Origin of the sequence: Pseudomonas sp. PS02302, assembly GCF_029959585.1 — a bacterium.
Lineage (GTDB): Bacteria > Pseudomonadota > Gammaproteobacteria > Pseudomonadales > Pseudomonadaceae > Chryseomonas > Chryseomonas aestiva.
The window spans coordinates 19,269-33,419 of sequence record NZ_JASCON010000058.1 but is presented as its reverse complement, the minus strand read 5'-3'; the positions used below and the strand labels follow the sequence as shown (position 1 = coordinate 33,419).

15 protein-coding genes and 1 pseudogene are annotated in these 14,151 nt (G+C 68.4%); 10 read left to right on the top strand and 6 right to left on the bottom strand.

The window, feature by feature from the left end; genetic code table 11:
• Window positions 1-174: 174 nt before the first annotated feature.
• Window positions 175-957, bottom strand: a complete 783-nt coding sequence (locus tag QMX82_RS18130; protein WP_282286128.1) for an NAD(P)H-dependent oxidoreductase — start codon at window positions 955-957, stop codon at window positions 175-177.
• Between the two features lie 87 nt (window positions 958-1,044).
• Here QMX82_RS18130 and QMX82_RS18125 point away from each other — a divergent pair, with 87 nt between their 5' ends.
• Both QMX82_RS18125 and QMX82_RS18120 read left to right on the top strand, forming a co-directional pair.
• A complete protein-coding gene (locus tag QMX82_RS18125; RefSeq protein WP_282286126.1) occupies window positions 1,045-1,947 on the top strand; it encodes a LysR family transcriptional regulator in 903 nt (300 codons plus the stop codon).
• A 154-nt stretch (window positions 1,948-2,101) separates the two neighbouring features.
• A complete protein-coding gene (locus QMX82_RS18120) occupies window positions 2,102-2,803 on the top strand; it encodes a glutathione S-transferase family protein (RefSeq protein WP_282286124.1) in 702 nt (233 codons plus the stop codon).
• Window positions 2,804-2,941: 138 nt separating this feature from the next.
• Here QMX82_RS18120 and QMX82_RS18115 read toward each other — a convergent pair whose 3' ends face one another.
• Window positions 2,942-3,451 (bottom strand): nucleoside 2-deoxyribosyltransferase, encoded by a 510-nt coding sequence (locus QMX82_RS18115; protein ID WP_282286122.1) that lies wholly within the window; start codon window positions 3,449-3,451, stop codon window positions 2,942-2,944.
• A gap of 245 nt (window positions 3,452-3,696) precedes the next feature.
• On the opposite strand from QMX82_RS18115, the gene QMX82_RS18110 reads away from it, so the two are divergent.
• Entirely contained in the window at window positions 3,697-5,415 is a 1,719-nt protein-coding gene (locus QMX82_RS18110) for a GGDEF domain-containing protein (RefSeq protein WP_282286120.1), read from the top strand.
• Here QMX82_RS18110 and QMX82_RS18105 read toward each other — a convergent pair.
• Window positions 5,412-6,857, bottom strand: coding sequence for an aminotransferase-like domain-containing protein (locus tag QMX82_RS18105; protein ID WP_208694026.1), 1,446 nt, complete (start codon window positions 6,855-6,857; stop codon window positions 5,412-5,414). The genes QMX82_RS18110 and QMX82_RS18105 overlap by 4 nt on opposite strands.
• A gap of 168 nt (window positions 6,858-7,025) precedes the next feature.
• Here QMX82_RS18105 and QMX82_RS26120 point away from each other — a divergent pair.
• Window positions 7,026-7,133: pseudogene (locus tag QMX82_RS26120) on the top strand (hypothetical protein); the annotation flags it as partial.
• 86 nt (window positions 7,134-7,219) lie between these two features.
• Here QMX82_RS26120 and QMX82_RS18100 read toward each other — a convergent pair.
• Together QMX82_RS18100 and QMX82_RS18095 are read right to left on the bottom strand one after the other, a co-directional pair.
• Window positions 7,220-8,266 (bottom strand): metal-dependent hydrolase, encoded by a 1,047-nt coding sequence (locus tag QMX82_RS18100; protein WP_208694025.1) that lies wholly within the window; start codon window positions 8,264-8,266, stop codon window positions 7,220-7,222.
• A 3-nt stretch (window positions 8,267-8,269) separates the two neighbouring features.
• Window positions 8,270-9,019 (bottom strand): alpha/beta fold hydrolase, encoded by a 750-nt coding sequence (locus tag QMX82_RS18095; RefSeq protein WP_208694024.1) that lies wholly within the window; start codon window positions 9,017-9,019, stop codon window positions 8,270-8,272.
• Between the two features lie 145 nt (window positions 9,020-9,164).
• Between QMX82_RS18095 and QMX82_RS18090 the strand changes: the two genes are divergently transcribed.
• Complete coding sequence (locus QMX82_RS18090; RefSeq protein WP_282286113.1) at window positions 9,165-9,869, top strand: glutathione S-transferase N-terminal domain-containing protein; 705 nt, start codon at window positions 9,165-9,167, stop codon at window positions 9,867-9,869.
• A gap of 83 nt (window positions 9,870-9,952) precedes the next feature.
• Here QMX82_RS18090 and QMX82_RS18085 read toward each other — a convergent pair whose 3' ends face one another.
• Window positions 9,953-10,219 (bottom strand): DksA/TraR family C4-type zinc finger protein, encoded by a 267-nt coding sequence (locus tag QMX82_RS18085; RefSeq protein WP_017642690.1) that lies wholly within the window; start codon window positions 10,217-10,219, stop codon window positions 9,953-9,955.
• Here QMX82_RS18085 and QMX82_RS18080 point away from each other — a divergent pair.
• The 5 genes from QMX82_RS18080 (at window position 10,218) to QMX82_RS18060 (ending at window position 13,752) form a co-directional block, all read left to right on the top strand.
• The gene (locus QMX82_RS18080) at window positions 10,218-11,054 is read left to right on the top strand and encodes a CDP-diacylglycerol diphosphatase (RefSeq protein ID WP_282286111.1); all 837 of its coding nucleotides are present in this window, start codon (window positions 10,218-10,220) and stop codon (window positions 11,052-11,054) included. The two genes, QMX82_RS18085 and QMX82_RS18080, sit on opposite strands and share 2 nt — an antisense overlap.
• Before the next feature lie 22 nt (window positions 11,055-11,076).
• The gene (locus QMX82_RS18075) at window positions 11,077-11,289 is read left to right on the top strand and encodes a hypothetical protein (protein ID WP_133863253.1); all 213 of its coding nucleotides are present in this window, start codon (window positions 11,077-11,079) and stop codon (window positions 11,287-11,289) included.
• 236 nt (window positions 11,290-11,525) lie between these two features.
• A complete protein-coding gene (locus QMX82_RS18070; RefSeq protein ID WP_133863252.1) occupies window positions 11,526-12,173 on the top strand; it encodes a TIGR04211 family SH3 domain-containing protein in 648 nt (215 codons plus the stop codon).
• A gap of 115 nt (window positions 12,174-12,288) precedes the next feature.
• A complete protein-coding gene (locus QMX82_RS18065; protein ID WP_208694022.1) occupies window positions 12,289-12,876 on the top strand; it encodes an NUDIX domain-containing protein in 588 nt (195 codons plus the stop codon).
• 3 nt (window positions 12,877-12,879) lie between these two features.
• The gene (locus QMX82_RS18060; RefSeq protein WP_208694021.1) at window positions 12,880-13,752 is read left to right on the top strand and encodes an oxygenase MpaB family protein; all 873 of its coding nucleotides are present in this window, start codon (window positions 12,880-12,882) and stop codon (window positions 13,750-13,752) included.
• Window positions 13,753-14,151: the final 399 nt, after the last annotated feature.

Genomic DNA, 14,151 nt, shown 5'->3' with positions numbered 1-14,151 from the left:
GGCTTCGCTACGCTCAGCACCAACCTACGGCGCGGGCATGGCTTTCGTAGGTTGGGTTGAGCGCCAGCGAAGCCCAACATTGCCCAGGGCCCAACCCCGCTGTTGGGCTTCGCTACGCTCAGCGCCAACCTACGGCGCGAGCCCGCGCCATGGAAACCATGGCCGCGCCAGCCCTCACTCCTCCCACAGATGAATCCCCAGATCGGTCCGCCCCGGCGCCAGCTCGGGCTTCAGGGTGAGTGCCGGAATCTGGTAATCCCCACCATTCTGCCGCCGAAACGCCAGGGGCGTGTCCGTGGCCAGTCCATCCAGCCGCGCTCCATAGGCCTGGCACAGTCGCTCGAAGCCGGCGGCGTCCAGCTTGCTCGTGCGATAGACCGGAAACGGCGGTAGCACGCTGAAGCCGGGATAGAAGAGGATGCCGTGCTGGATGGGAAAGAGGATGTCATCCAGCGCGCCATTGATGCCGCGCTCGCTGTAATGCGACGCCCAGCCGCCACAGGTCACCACCAGCATGGCGCGCTTGCCGGCCAGGGTGCCTTCGCCATAGCGGTCACCCCAGTGAGTGTCGCTGTGCTCGCCGACGCCATAGGCGAAGCCGCAGGCATAGACACGTTCCACCCAGCCCTTGAGGATGGCCGGCAAGGAAAACCACCACAGCGGAAATTGCAGGATCAGCACATCGGCCCACAGCAACTTGGCCTGCTCGGCGGCGATATCCGCCGGTTGCTGGCCGGCGGCATAGGCCTGCCGCGAATCCAGGACCGCATCGAAGCGTGCCCCAGGCGCCAGGTGTGGCGCGTCCGCCGCATCCAGGGTGGCCTTCCAGTGCAGGGCATAGAGATCGGAGACCTGGACCTCATGGCCGGCCGCCTGCAGATGGGCCACGGCGAAGTCGCGCAGCGCACCGTTGAGCGATCGGGGTTCGGGATGGGCGTAGACCAGCAGGACCTTCATGGCACGTACCTCTCGCGGGAAAGGTGGCCAGGCTAGGTGACGGCGGAGTTATGCTGGAAATGAATTACCGAAACAGTAGCCATTGCCATGCACAATAGCTTGCGCCGCCTCGATCTCAATCTGCTGGTGACTCTCGACGCCCTCCTGGTGGAACTCAACGTCACCCGCGCCGCGCGCCGGCTGAATCTGGCGCAGCCCACCGTCAGCCTGCAGCTGGGCCGGCTGCGCCAGCTGCTGGACGATCCCCTGCTGCTACCTGGGCCGCGCGGCATGCGACCCACGGCGCGCGCGGCGGCGCTGCGTGAACCCTTGCGCCAGGCGCTGGCCGCCCTGGACGAGGCGCTGGCACCGGCCGCCCCCTTCGAACCGGCGCGCGCCGAGCGAACCTGGCGCATCGCCGCCAGCGACCACAGTGCCACCACGCTGCTCACCCCGCTGCTGGCTGACCTGCGCCAGCAGGCGCCCGGTATCCGCCTGGCGCTGCTGGACAAGAAGCCGGCGTTGCTCGCCGAGCAACTGGAGGGGGATCGCCTGGACCTGGCGCTGGACGTGGCCGATACCGCCGCAGCGGGTCTGCGCCAGCGGCTGCTGTTCACCGAACACTATCTGCTGGCGGGCCGGCGCGGCCATCCGGCGCTGCAGCAACCTGTGTCCCTGGAAACCTTCTGCCAACTGGATCAGGCGCTGGTCTCGCCAAGCGGTGGCGGTTTCGCCAGCGTCACTGACCGGTTGCTGGCGGAACAGGGCCGCGAACGGCGGGTGGTGCTGTCGGTGCCCCACTTCGCCACCCTGGCCAGTGTCCTCCTGGTCAGCGATCTGGTGGCCCTGCTGCCCGCCCAGATCGCTCTGAACCTTCCCGGCCTGCAGGTCCAGCCGCCCCCCCTGGCCATCCCGGGCTTCGACATGCTGCTGCTCTGGCCCGAACGCCTGCACCGCGATCCAGCCCATGCTTGGCTGCGCGAACGCATCGTCGCCAGCCTCGTGAGCTGAACGCTCGCCTGACCAATCGACTCTCTGCATGGAGGGCATACAGCGGCTTGGCTGTTCGCCCCGGTCCTGGCCCGGCATCCTTGGTCACCTCGTACGAACGCGGCACGACTGCCCGCAGTCGCATGCTTCGTCCCTTCCTTTTCTGGAGTCCTCCATGGCCAAGCTACGCCTCTTCACCTCGCCATCCGCCTTTCCCAATCCGCAGCGGCTGCGGCTGTTCATCCAGGAAAAGGGCATCGCCGACCAATTCGAGGAGGTCATCCTGAAGATGGCGCCGGAAGGCGAGCAACGCCAGTGGCAGCACCTCAAGCGCAATCCCTGGGGCGAGACGCCGACCCTGGAACTCGCCGAGGGCGGCTACCTGGCCGAGAGCGCGGCCATCGCCCGCTATCTGGACAACAGCTATCCCGGACGCAAGGTAATGGGCGAAACGCCGCTGGAGCAGGGCCAGGACGCCATGTGGAACGACCGCATCTTCGTCCATGTGCTCTATCGCATCGTGACCATGTTCCATGTGCAGCACGAAGGCCTCGGCCACAAGCTGGAGCTGACCCACAATCCGCAGTGGGGCGAGCATTGCCGCAAGGAAGCCCTGATGCACGCGGCGCTGGTGGATCGGCACCTGGCCGATGGTCGCGAGTGGCTGCTGGGCGGCGCGGCGCCGACCTTTGCCGACATCACCCTGTGCACCGCCATCGCCTTCTCCAAGTTCCCCACCAACCAGACGCCGCTGGACGAGCGCTTCGAGCACCTGGCGGCCTTCTGGGCGCGCTGGCAGCAGCGCGACAGCTTCCGCGCGGCCTATGCCGACGGCAACAGCGGACTGGACGAACTGGCGGCCCTGGCGCGCGGCTGATTCCGTTCAGACCGCCGATCTGCCTGGGTCGAGGCCCCGTAGCGTGGAAAACGGCGCAGCCTTTTCCACTGGACTGACCGCTAACCACCCCCGCGCCCACCGGGAGAGGGCCGGGGTGAGGGTCGCACGCCCGCCTCGCTAGCCGAGCCGCTCGCGCAATACCGCCAGGGCCACCTCCGGTCCACCGACGACGATGCTGGCCGGTACCGCCAGCATCAGGTTCAGCGGCAGGCCGAATTCCTCCAGCGTCCAGCCGTCACGGTCCAGCAGCCCCACGCCTACCCACTCGGGATGTCGCGCGCGAATCCGCTCGGCCAGGCTGCCCGCCTCCGGTACATAGCCCACCACCGGCTTGCCCAGCGCCACCGCATAGCCCACTTCGAAGCAGGTGCCGCTGTCGGGCTCGGCGCCGCGAAAGAAATCCAGGCTGGCCAGGACGCCATCCGCCTGCTCGATCAGCGCCAGATTCGCCCGATAGATCCAGGCCGCCTGCTCCCCTGGTTCGGTCAGCCCCGGAGGAAGGGCGTTGTCCAGCGGAAACAGCCCCGTGCAGCCGTGACGGGCGCACAGTGCCTTGAGCGCCTCGCCCTGGGCGACGGCATCGGGCCGAAAGACCTCGGGACCGGCAAGATAGATACGGGGTGGCATGGCAGGACCTCGCGAAATGGCCAGTGTAGAGGGTGGGTGGTACCCCGTCTGCCTGACAAGGTTTCCTGGCCGCCCTGCCACTCGTGCTGCCGGCATGACCGTTTACGCAATAACCAATCCGCCCGGCCCCGGCTGTATACGTTTTGAAAGCTAGACCTTTTACCATCGGCGCACCTTGAGAGCCTGAATCCTCCGCTGTCCGGAATCGGCTCGCCTCCTGGGCATGCTCGCTTTGGTGTCGCCTGATGTCTGGCCGTTTTCTGCTGACCGCTCACCTCAATCGACTGATCAATGCCTTGCTGGTGGTGACCTCGCTCGCCACCGCCTGCGGCATGGCCTTGCTCGTCCAGCAGGCCCAGGAGAATTCGACGAGCATGGGCCTGACCCGTGACCAGTTGCCGGTCTACGAAGAGGCGCTGGAGTTGGTGCAAGCCATCTCCGCCGAACGTGGCCCGACCAATGCCCTGCTCGGCGGTCGCGGCGGCGATAGCCATGAGCTGGCGCACGCCCGGGCCCTGAGCGATCAGCGCTTCGCCCGGCTACAGGTGCTGTTGCAGGGCTGCCGGCAATGCAGCGTGACCGCCGAGCAGGCGGCAAACGGCTATCAAACGCTGCTGCAGGCCCGTGCCCGGGTCGACCAGCGCCTGCGGGCGACGCCGGACGATCCCGCGCCCCAGGACATCGCCACCGTGGTCCAGGGCCTGTTCCGCGCCCTCGACAGCAACTTCATCACCGCCGACCTTACCCTGCACGACCTCATCCAGCGCAGCCCGGCCGTGGCCATCTACCTGGTCAATGCCAAGCTGGCCGCCCGCCTGCGCGACACCGCCGGACGCCTGGGTTCGCTGCTGACCCCGGCGCTGCAGGCGCAGCGCCTGCCCAGCGGGGCGGAACAGGTCCAGTTGCTGCAGACCCAGGGTCGCATCAACCAGCTGATGGATCTCCTGCGCAGCAACCTCAACCTGGCCCCCGGCCGTCCCGAGCACGACCGCTTCGTGCAGGTGCAGGAGCGCTACCTGGGCGAAGGCCTGGACTGGTACCACCAGACCCTCGCCGCCCTGGCGACCGGCACGGCGCCCACTGCGGCCAGCTTCGCCCAGGGCTATGTCCCGACCATGGTCAGCATCCTGGAGTTGCGCGACGAGATGCTGAGTCTGGCCCATGACGAAGCCGATGCCCTGGCGCGCGAAGCCCAGCTGCGGTTGTGGCTGACCATCGCCGCAGCGGTGGGCATCCTGCTGGCGCTGGGCACTGGTCTGCTGTTGCTCAAGCAGCGCCTGCTGACGCCGCTGCTGGCCAATACCCAGCGCCTGCTCAGCCTCAGCCGGCGCGCCCGACCGCTCGGGACGGTGGCCGAAGATGACCCGCGCAGCCTGTTCGCCGCCTTTGCCCAGCTGGAGGACGAGTTGCTGCAGGCCGACCGGCTGCGTGAGGAGCGTGATGCCCTGATCGCCGAACTGGGGGTCCGCGCGGAGACCGACTACCTGACCGGCCTGGCCAATCGACGCGCCTTCGAACGCGAGCTGGCGCAGGGGGTGACCCGCACCGCCGGGCAGCTGGCGGCGATCGCCTTCGATATTGACCACTTCAAGCGCATCAACGACACCTACGGGCACGCCGCCGGCGATCTGCTGCTGCAGCAACTGGCGCAGCGCTGCCGCGAGCTGCTGCGTCCCGGTGATCGCATCGCCCGGATCGGTGGCGAGGAATTCGCCGTGCTCGCCGATGTGGCCCAGCCGACCGACGCCCTGGCACTGGCCGAGCGCCTGCGCTGCGGCATCGCCGAGGCGCCCTTCGCCGTCGGCCCGACCGAGGCGCTGCCGGTCAGCGCCAGCTTCGGCGTGGCGGTGACGCCGCGGCTGGCGGAAGGCGTCCCGGTCCGCCTGCTGGCCCAGGCCGATGCCGCCCTCTACCGGGCCAAGCATCGCGGGCGCAATTGCAGCGAGATCGCCGAACCCGGCTAGACCGGCAGCGCCAGCGACCGCGGCAGCGCTTCGTCGAGCAGCCGGCAGGCGGCCTCGCCGACGCGACGCACGCCCTCCTCGATCCCCGGGCGCTGGGCCTGGGCATAGTTCAGGCGCAGGCAGTTACGGTACTTGCCCGAGGCGGAAAAGATGCTGCCGCAGGCGATCTGCACGCTCTGGGCGAGCAGTTCGCGATTGAGTCGATGACTGTCGCAGGCCTCGGGCAACTCGACCCACAGCAGGAAGCTGCCCTGGGGCTGGCTGACCCGGGTACCCGCGGGAAAGTAGCGCTGCACCCAGGCACTCATCAGGTCGCGATTGCGCTGGTACTGGGCGCGCATGCGCCGGACGTGCACGGTGTAGTGGCCGGCGGCGATGAATTCAGCGATGGCCAGCTGCGGCTGGGGGGCGGTGCAGCCGGTGCCTATGTACTTGAGGTGCAGGATGCGCTCGGCATAGCGCCCGGGCGCCACCCAGCCGACCCGGAGACCGGGTGCCAGGGTCTTGGAAAAGGAACTGCAGAGGATTACCCGATCGTCTTCGTCGAAGGCCTTGAGCGCTCGCGCCCGCGGATAGCCATAGAGCAGATCGCCATAGACATCGTCTTCGATCACCGCCAGGTCGTGCTTGCGCGCCAGGGCCACCAGCTGGCGCTTGTTGGCCTCGGGCATGCAGTAGCCCAGGGGATTGTTGCAACTGGGGGTGAGCTGGATGGCCCTTACCGGCCATTGTTCCAGGGCCAGTTCCAGCGCCGGCAGGCTGATGCCGGTGCGCGGATCGGTAGGGATCTCCAGTGCCTTGAGGCCCTGACCCTTGAGGGTCTGCATCACCCCGTGAAAGGTCGGCGAATCCACCGCGACGATGTCGCCCTCCTGGCAGGTGGCGCGCAAGGCCGTGGCCAGGGCCTCGTGGGCACCGCTGGTGATGACGATGTCATCGGCGGTGAGCACGCAGCCGGCATCCAGCTGCAGCCGGGCCACCTGTTCGCGCAAGGCCGCCACGCCCTGGATGCTGTCGTAGGACAGCCCGGCATTGCCCGGCCGCCGCGCCAGGCGCGCCATGCCGGCCAGCAAGGGGGCCAGGGTCGGCGCCTCGGTATCCGGCAGGCCGCGGCCGAGTTGCACCCGTACCGACTCCGGGGTGCTGGTCATCAGCTCCCGTACCGGCTCCCAGCCGGACACCTCCACCGGCCAGCGCGCCGGACGGGTCACCCGCGGCAACTCGATGACGCGTCTTTCCAGGCGGACGAAATAGCCGGACTTGGGCCGTGGCTCCACCAGCCCGCGGTCCTCCAGCAGCCGATAGGCCTGCTGCACCGTGGCCAGACTGACCCCGTGCTCCTGGGCCAGGGCGCGCACCGACGGCAGGCGTTCGCCTGGTCGATAGAGGCCTTGTTCGATACGACGGCCGAGGGCATCGGCCAGCAGCTGATAGCGATTCATGCCCGGACTATAGCGGCGTAGACAGGAAACGCGCGCCATACAGATGGCCACGCCCTGCACCATACAGCTGAGCGCTGTAAGGCGGCTGTATGGCGGACAACCCATCGGCCTGGGTCTGCCCCTGACCGTAGCGGCGGCGGAGCATGGAGACAGCCCAGGAGAGACGCCATGCCCAGAGACCCCAGCCTTCACGATCAGACTCGCGCCAGCGGCTGCTGGCTGCTGTTCCAGCGCCAGCTGACCACCCGCCGCATCCTGCCGGACCTTACCGACCGGGAACTGGCCGATATCGGCCTGGATCGCCATACCGCCCTGCACGAGGCCCAGCGCCCCTGGTGGCGGCTGCTGCTGGAGGCCTGGCGTCAGTCCGGCAGGCGCGACAGCCGCGCCGCCCAGTCCGCCACCGGTGCCGGCGACTCCGGGTGCCAGAGTCTGCGCCAGACCACCGCCAGCTGTTCGCGACCGCCGCGCTCGCGCGGCCACAGCGAGGGTTCGGCGACCAGTCGCCAACCGCTGGCCTCGCGCTGAGCCAGGGCGAAACGGAAACTGTGGTAGCCGGTGGCGCCAAGGCGCAGATCGGTCACCACCAGGTCGTCGCCCAGGCGGTCATAGCGCAGCCAGTCGTCGGTGAACCAGCGCAGCCGCTGTTCGGCCGGCGAGTCGGCGACGATCGGCGCCAGTTCGCCCCCGCGTGGCAGCGGGACCAAGGTGGGCGGGCGGTCGTCGAACAGCCCCACCCAGGTTTCCCGGTAGCGTTCGGGTCCGTCATCCACCATGACCCGCCAGAGCAGACTGGTGAAGGGCAGCGGCGCGCTGAACAGGCGTGCATCCGCCTGCCCCTGGGCCGCCAGCGCCTGGCGTACCTGGCGCTCGGCGGAATATTTGGCCACCAGGGTCCAACCCAGATAGGCCGTGGAGAGCAGCAGGGCCACCATGGCCAGCCGAGGGGTTCTGCCCCGGGGGCCAATCACCAGGCCAGCGAGTACCGCCACCAGCAACGGCAGGGTATAGAGCGGATCGATGATGAAGACGCTGGACCAGGCTATCGGGGTGGTCGGCAGCGGCCAGAACAGCTGGGTGCCATAGGTGGTGAAGGCATCCAGCAAGGGATGAGTAATGAGCACCAGCCAGAGCGTCAGGAACAGGCGTGCCTGGCTGTAACCCGGATCGCGCCAGCGACTGCAGATCGAGGTCAGCAGCAGGGCCAGTCCGGTCAGCACGAACAGCGAATGGCTGAAGCCACGGTGGTAGGTCATCTCCTTGACGGCATCGCCGTAGTCGATGACCACATCGAGATCCGGCAGGGTGGCCAGGGCGGCGCCATAGAGGATCGCGCGCCGACCCTGCCAGCGACCCAGCAGTGCGGTCTGGACGGTAGCGCCGAGCACGGCCTGGGTCAGCGAATCCACCGGTCAGAGCTCCCGGGCGAAGTCGAGCATCAGCCGCGCCAGGGCCTGGGGCGTCTGCAGCGGCATCAGGTGACCGGCACCGGGAATGACCTCCAGCCGGCTGTTGGGGAAGGCCGCCAGGGTGGTGCGGCGCTGTTCGTCCGGACCCGGCACCTGCTGGTCATCGGCGCCGCAGACCAGCAGCACCGGATAGTCCAGGGTCTCGATGCGGTCGCTCCAGTCCTCCCGACTGCCATGATCGACCCAGGCCCGCCAGGCTTGCAGATTCAGGCGCTGGGCATCGGCGATCACCACCTCGCGGATGGCATCGGGCAGGCGATGGGCGCTGGACTCGTCGACAAAGGCCTCGGCCTCCGCCCGGCTCTTGCCATAGGCGCGCTGGGCATCGCGATCCGCCTCGCTCATGGGCTGCGGCCCGGGCGGCGAGGGCGCCACCAGGATCAGTCCGAGCAGATACTCCGGTCGCCGCGCTGCCAGCACCACGGCCACCTTGCCGGTCATCGAATGGCCGACCAGGATGCACCGCTCCAGGCCCAGGGCGCGGATGCTGGCATCCACCTGGTCGGCCATCTCGGCGACGCTGTAGCCCTCGACCGCGGCGGCATCGCCGAAGCCCGGCGTATTGAGCGCCACGCAACGGTGTTCGCCATCTAGGTAGGGCGCGGTGGGAAACCAGGTGCGGTGCGAGCCGCCGAGAAAGTGCATGAGCACGAAGGTGGGCGAGCCGCTGCCCTGCTGACTGTGGGGAAGCATGGGAAATCCTCGGTGCGGGGCTGAAGGCGGATACGTCTCAGATGGAGGGGTAGGCATCGCGCTAAGTTCCGCTTCGCTGAAGACCCCGCAACCCGGGCCGCGCTGGCCGGTCTCAACCAGAACCGCCCCCTTTCCGGAGTCCACCATGGCCGATCTGTCGCGCTTCCCCATCACCCACCGCTGGCCCGCCCGGCATCCCGAGCGCCTGCAACTCTATTCGCTGCCCACGCCCAATGGCGTCAAGGTGGCCATCCTGCTGGAAGAGCTCGGCCTGCCCTACGAAGTGCATCGCATCGACTTCGGCCAGGACGACCAGCACACTGCGGAATTCCTCTCCCTGAGCCCCAACAACAAGATCCCCGCCCTCCTCGACCCCGACGGCCCCGGTGGCGAACCCCTGGGGCTGTTCGAGTCCGGCGCCATCCTGCTCTACCTCGCGGAAAAGACCGGACGCCTGCTGCCCGAGGCGCCGGCGCAGCACTACCAGGCCATCCAGTGGCTGATGTTCCAGATGGGCGGCATCGGCCCGATGTTCGGCCAGCTCGGCTTCTTCACCAAATTCGCCGGCAAGGACATCGAAGACAAGCGCCCCCGCGACCGCTACGTGACCGAGGCCCGGCGCCTGCTCGGCGTGCTGGAGGGTCAGCTCAGGGGCCGCGCCTGGATCCTGGGCGAGGACTACAGCCTCGTCGACATCGCCACTTTCCCCTGGATCCGCGCCCTGCTGGAGGTCTACCAGGTGGCCGACCTGATCGGCTTCCAGGACTTTCCCGAGGTCCGTCGCGCCCTCGACGCCTTCCTCGCCCGCCCGGCGGTGCAACGCGGCCTGCAGATCCCGGCTGCGCCCTGATGCCGGCCGACGTTGAACGGCGGCTGCCTCAGAAGGCGCTGGCGGAACGTCCGGCCTTCAGGTGCTCGCCGGCCGCCCCAGCCCTAGCGCAACTGACTGTCCTTGCTCGCCCGCCGGTTGTAGCCGCCGGCGCGCTGGTCTTCGGCGTCCTGCTCGGACTGGCAGCGGATGCACAGGTGCACCCCCGGGACCGCCTGGCGGCGCGCCTCGGGGATGGCGTCGCCGCACTCCTCACAATGGGTGAGGCTCGCGCCTCGGTGCAGACGGCTGCGGGCGCGTTGCACCGCATCGTCCACCGTGCTGTCGATCTGTTCCTGAACCGCGCCGTCTCCGGCCCAACCATTGGCCATGGCTGATCTCCCGCTGCATTGCCCTGATAGCCATTGGAAGCGCAGTTCGCGCAGTTGTTCGCTGCCGCCCAGCATCCGCTCGTCGTGGCAGCGCCTGCTGTGGCTGCTGATGCTGGGCTTGGCGCTGACGGGCTGTGCCAGCCGCGACCTGCTGCGCCAGGTCACGACCGGGCTCTGCGTGCCCAATGCCCGCCTCACCGGCCTGGCCACCCCCTGTCGCCAGGTGGTGGAAGACCCCGGCTTCGCCGTGCTGCGCGCGCCGGGTGAGCGACAGCATTTCATCCTGGTGCCGCTGCGGCCCCTGCGCGGGCTGGAGAGTCCGGCGCTCTGGCAGTCCGGCCAACCCAACTGGTTCGGTCTGGCCTGGCGCCAGCGCTGGTACCTGAGCGCCTGGGGCCAGGCGCCGGTGGCGGACGAGCGGATCGCCCTGGCCCTCAATGCTCCCAGCGGGCGCAGCCAGGATCAGTTGCATGTGCACCTGGCTTGCCTACGGCCCGAGGTGCGCGAGCAGCTCTCGCCACTGGCACCCGAGCTGGACGAACACTGGCGCGCGCTGCCCATGGCGCTGGCGGGCAGTCGTTATCAGGCGCGGCGGCTGAGCGAAGCCCAGTTGCTGGCCGCGGATTTCTTCCAGGCCCTGGCCAGCCAGCCGCCCTACCCGCTGCCGGACCCACGGCTGTCGCTGGCGGTAGTGGCGCTGCCGAGCCAGGACGCCAGCCGCCAGTTCCTGCTGCTGGTCGGCCGCGCAGGCAGCCAGCCGGGTGACCAGGGTTCCGCCGAGCGGCTGCTGGCGGCGGACTGCCAGGGAACGACCGGGGCCCCGGCGACTCAATAGCGCCAGCGCGCCAGGAGGCCCTATGCCGCAGGAATTCCAAGAACTCTTCGACTTCATTGATCAGCTGCTCGCCTGGTCCGACTTCTATCTCAAGTCCGGCCTGCTGCTCTGCGGGGTGGGCATGCTGGCTGGCGCCATCGCCTGGAAACACTGGTGGGGCAAGGCGCTGGCCTTCGGCTGCGCCGGCCTGGGCGCACTCGCGGCCCTGAGTCTGGATCTCTTGCAGCGCCTCTGAAGCGCCGCCGGCAAGATCCTGAATAACCTGGCAGCTTTCGCCTGCCGCCGCATGGCGGCAAGATGACACTGGCCGTCGCTTTCCGCCGCCAAAGCTTGAACTGCTTCACCGTCTCGAACAGCGGGCGCTACGGGTTGGCGGATAGAGCGCGGCAGCTTGCTAGGGTACTGCCCCACAATAATCCGGCTTGTTTACCACGGCCTTCATCTTTTCAGCTCATGCATAAAGACCCGATCATGCCCATGTCCCCATCTCGCCTGCTGTCCCGCCTCCCGCATCTCGGCCTCTGCCTGGCCGCCTCCCTCGCTTCCCTGGCCGGCACCGCCGTGGCCCAGGAAGGCACTGCCCGCTGGGTCAGCGACAGCCTGACCACCTATGTCCGCAGTGGTCCCACCGATGGCTATCGCATCGTCGGCACCCTCAAGTCCGGGCAGAAGGTCGAACTGATCAGCACCCAGGGCGACTACAGCCAGGTGCGCGGCGAAGGCGGCAGCACCGTCTGGATCCCCAATGCCGACCTGCAGGCCAAGCCCGGCCAGGCCGAGCGCCTGCCGCAGCTGGAACAGCAGGTGGCCGAGTTGAGCGGCCAGCTCAAGACCATCGACGACAGCTGGAAGAATCGCGTCCAGGGCATGCAGGAGACCCTGGATTCGCGCAAGAAGCAGATCGACGAACTGGAGAGCCGCCGCAAGGACCTCGACGCCCAGCTCACCCAGGCCCAGTCGGAATTGCGCAGCACCCAGGCCAAGCTCGGCAACGAGAACAAGCAGGCGCTGATGCAGTACATGGTCTACGGCGGCAGCATCGCCGGCGCCGGCCTGCTGGCCGGCCTGATCCTGCCGTCCATGACGCGGGGTCGCAAGAAGAACGACCGCTGGTTCTAGACGTCGGCTACCAGCCGTCCTCACGGCGGGGTGGAACCCGGGGTCGCGGCGCGTGCCTTAAAAAGGCACCGCTTCTGCTACCGTGGCCCGACGCCTCCCGTCCAGACGAGCCCCCATGCCCGACACCCCGCGCGTTCGCATCCAGCAGGTCGAGACCCTTTCCGCCGACTGGGGCCTGCTGAAAAAGACCACCTTCGACTACCTGCGCCGCGACGGCAGCTGGCAACGCCAGACCCGCGAGACCTACGACCGCGGCAATGGCGCCACCATCCTGCTGTATGACCGCGCGCGGCGCACCGTGCTGCTGATCCGCCAGTTCCGCCTGCCGACCCTGGGCAACGGCCTGGACGACGGCCTGCTGGTGGAGACCCCCGCCGGCCTGCTCGACGCGGCCGCCCCCGAAGAGCGCATCAAGGCCGAAGTCGAGGAAGAGACCGGCTATCGCCTGGACAACGTCCAGCACCTGTTCGACGCCTTCATGAGTCCCGGCTCGGTGACCGAGTTGCTGCACTTCTTTGCCGCCGAATACCGCGCCGACCAGCGCATCGCCGACGGCGGTGGCCTGCACGAGGAAGGCGAGGACATCGAGCTGCTGGAATTGCCCTTCGACGAGGCCCTGGCCATGGCCCGTGACGGTCGGCTGCTGGATGGCAAGACCATCATGCTGCTGCAGTACGCCGCCCTCTACCTGCTGTCGCGCTAGCCCATGGAACTGATCCGCAACCGTATCGAGCGGCAGGTGATGAGCCTCACCGGACTGTCCCTGGGCGAGGTCGACTACGAGCAGCCGCCGGGCGATCCGGGGCTGTTCGGGCCTGGCAGCGTCCCCTGGCGGGTGCACAGCGACTTCACCTGCATGCTGATCGGCGGCATCGCCGCCCTGCTCATGCAGACCCTGCACCCGCTGGCCCTGGCCGGGGTCTGGGACCATTCGAAGTTTCGCGAAGACATGCTCGGCCGCCTGCGCCGCACCGGCCAGTTCATCGCCGCCACCACCTTCGGCAGCCGCGGCGATGCCGAGCGGCTGATCGCCCGGGTCCAGGCCATCCACCGGCATATCCGCGGCCAGGCCGCCGACGGTCGCCCCTACAGCGCCGAAGACCCGGCGCTGCTGACCTGGGTCCATGTGGCCGAGGTCAGTCATTTCCTCGCGGCCTATCTGCGCTATTTCGATCCCCAGCTGCCGGGTGCCGAACAGGATCGCTACTACGCCGAGATCGCCCTGGTCGCCGAACGCCTGGGCGCGACCGACGTGCCCCGTTCGCGAGCGGAAATCGCCGCCTACTACCAGGCGATCCGTCCCCAGCTGGTCTGCGACGAACGCAGCCGCGAGGTCTGCCGGGTGCTGCTGCAGGCGCCCGCGCCCAGCGCCCTGGCCAAGCCCTTCGGCGCCCTGATGATGCAGGCCGGCATCGACCTGCTGCCCGACTGGGCCAGTGCGGAGCTGGGTTTCCACCAGGGTCCGCTGCAACGGCAGCTGATTCGCACCGGTATCGGCGCCACCGCCCCGGTGCTGCGCTGGGCCGTCCGCAACGGCTCTTCCCATCGCGCCAGACGGCGGATGGGGATCGAGGGCTGAGACAGGTTGGGTTGCGACGGCTCCATCGTCGAAGCCCAAGAGCCCGAGGTACGTCAAGGCATTCGGACGACCCCCTCTCCCCCAGGGAGAGGGTTGGGGTGAGGGCGCGCCTTGCGACGAAGTCCCAGTGGAAAAGGCTGCGCCGTTTTCCACGCTACGGCTACACCTCAGGCCGCACCGTAGGTTGGGTTGCGACGGCTCCACCGTCGAAGCCCAAGAGCCCGAGGTACGTCAAGGCATTCGGACGACCCCCTCTCCCCCAGGGAGAGGGTTGGGGTGAGGGCGCGCCTCGCGACGAAGCCCCAGTGGAAAAGGCTGCGCCGTTTTCCACGCTACGGCTACACCTCAGGCCGCACCGTCGAAGCCCAACAGCTGGGATTCGACGTAGCAACAGAGGGT

Bases quoted from the DNA above. Each gene is read 5' to 3' on its own strand.
- QMX82_RS18130 (WP_282286128.1), bottom strand. From the start codon at position 957: ATGAAGGTCCTGCTGGTCTACGCCCATCCCGAACCCCGATCGCTCAAC.
- QMX82_RS18125 (WP_282286126.1), top strand. From the start codon at position 1,045: ATGCACAATAGCTTGCGCCGCCTCGATCTCAATCTGCTGGTGACTCTC.
- QMX82_RS18120 (WP_282286124.1), top strand. From the start codon at position 2,102: ATGGCCAAGCTACGCCTCTTCACCTCGCCATCCGCCTTTCCCAATCCG.
- QMX82_RS18115 (WP_282286122.1), bottom strand. From the start codon at position 3,451: ATGCCACCCCGTATCTATCTTGCCGGTCCCGAGGTCTTTCGGCCCGAT.
- QMX82_RS18110 (WP_282286120.1), top strand. From the start codon at position 3,697: ATGTCTGGCCGTTTTCTGCTGACCGCTCACCTCAATCGACTGATCAAT.
- QMX82_RS18105 (WP_208694026.1), bottom strand. From the start codon at position 6,857: ATGAATCGCTATCAGCTGCTGGCCGATGCCCTCGGCCGTCGTATCGAA.
- QMX82_RS18095 (WP_208694024.1), bottom strand. From the start codon at position 9,019: ATGCTTCCCCACAGTCAGCAGGGCAGCGGCTCGCCCACCTTCGTGCTC.
- QMX82_RS18090 (WP_282286113.1), top strand. From the start codon at position 9,165: ATGGCCGATCTGTCGCGCTTCCCCATCACCCACCGCTGGCCCGCCCGG.
- QMX82_RS18080 (WP_282286111.1), top strand. From the start codon at position 10,218: ATGGCTGATCTCCCGCTGCATTGCCCTGATAGCCATTGGAAGCGCAGT.
- QMX82_RS18085 (WP_017642690.1), bottom strand. From the start codon at position 10,219: ATGGCCAATGGTTGGGCCGGAGACGGCGCGGTTCAGGAACAGATCGAC.
- QMX82_RS18075 (WP_133863253.1), top strand. From the start codon at position 11,077: ATGCCGCAGGAATTCCAAGAACTCTTCGACTTCATTGATCAGCTGCTC.
- QMX82_RS18070 (WP_133863252.1), top strand. From the start codon at position 11,526: ATGCCCATGTCCCCATCTCGCCTGCTGTCCCGCCTCCCGCATCTCGGC.
- QMX82_RS18065 (WP_208694022.1), top strand. From the start codon at position 12,289: ATGCCCGACACCCCGCGCGTTCGCATCCAGCAGGTCGAGACCCTTTCC.
- QMX82_RS18060 (WP_208694021.1), top strand. From the start codon at position 12,880: ATGGAACTGATCCGCAACCGTATCGAGCGGCAGGTGATGAGCCTCACC.